The organism is Lacrimispora amygdalina, assembly GCF_003432035.1.
Classification (GTDB): Bacteria; Bacillota; Clostridia; order Lachnospirales; family Lachnospiraceae; genus Lacrimispora; species Lacrimispora amygdalina.
Map to the genome: position 1 here is coordinate 1 of NZ_QOHO01000046.1, position 1373 is coordinate 1373.

1 protein-coding gene is annotated in these 1373 nt (G+C 41.2%); it reads left to right on the plus strand.

The genetic code is table 11. The features are described 5' to 3' along the window. The first annotated feature begins 366 nt into the window (after positions 1 to 366). Positions 367 to 1278 (plus strand): group II intron reverse transcriptase/maturase, encoded by a 912-nt coding sequence (gene ltrA / locus DS742_RS15035; protein WP_367575504.1) that lies wholly within the window; start codon positions 367 to 369, stop codon positions 1276 to 1278. The last annotated feature ends 95 nt before the right edge of the window (positions 1279 to 1373 follow it).

Here is a 1373-nt window from a genome sequence, read left to right on the forward strand (position 1 = left end):
AGAAGGAGATAAGAGACAGGTAGTGGGAAGGATACAGCCAAGACCAAGGGTGTCCACCGTGAGATGGAATCTGAAGGAAGGTGGAGGCAAATCTCTGATCTGACGAACAGAAACCACATCAGGCTATGGTTAAGGATAAAGTTGCACAACAAACTGAAGTCCAATAACTACTCGGAATTAACTGTAGTAAATGTGGCAGATAGATGGAGAGAAAGAAACGTGTGGTACCAAGGGAGGTCTTGTCAGCAAGTGAAAACAGAGTATGAAACTTGTAGTAACAACGAATGGCAAGAAGTCAGCAGAGGTCATAGTACCAAGATGGTTGCAAACATAATGGGAAGGACTAAACTTTAGGAGATACAAGCAATGAAAGTAACTGAAAGTAGATTTAAGAACAGACAACTTCATATGGAAGACTATCTGCAAATGGTATCTGCGGAACAGAAAGAGTATGCAGAAGTGTTCGACTACTCTAAGATTACTGAAAAGAGCGGTATCATCACAGACTATTGGACGAACAATCTTTTGGATTTGATTTTACGGAAAGATAACCTTAATAAGGCATATAAACAAGTGAAATCAAATAAGGGAGCAGGTGGAATTGATGGAATGCAGGTAGATGAACTTCTACCCTACTTAAGAGAAAACCAAGACACTCTAATCCAAGAGATAAGGACAGGTAAATATAAACCCAATCCAGTTCGACGGGTCGAAATACCCAAAGAAACAAAAGGCGAAGTAAGAAGACTTGGTGTTCCTACGGTAGTTGACCGAGTGATACAGCAGGCAATCACCCAGGAACTGACTCCAATCTACGAAGAGAGATTCTCAGATAACAGTTTTGGATTCCGCCCCAAAAGAGGAGCACATGAAGCGCTCAAACAGTGCCAAAAGAATGTAAATGACGGCTATATATACGTGGTAGATATGGACTTGGAAAAGTTCTTTGACACGGTGAGCCAGAGTAAGCTGATAGAGGTATTGTCAAGAACCATCAAAGATGGCAGACTGATTTCGTTAATACATAAATATCTCAATGCGGGAGTTATGGCAAAGGGGATATTTGAACGAACAGAAGTCGGAATGCCCCAAGGTGGACCACTTAGTCCGTTGCTTAGCAATGTCATGCTGAATGAGTTGGACAAGGAACTGGAACGCAGAGGACACAGATTCGTCCGCTATGCGGATGACTGTATGATTTTCTGTAAAAGCAGAAAAAGTGCAGAAAGAACCTTAGAAAACATACTCCCATACATCGAAGGGAAGGTCGGTAGATAAAATAATTATCTACCTCCTACCCGATTTTATTCAAATGGAGTTTATTTCCAGCTGAAACGGGCATACTCTTTTTAGATTTATGAAAGGAGAACGAA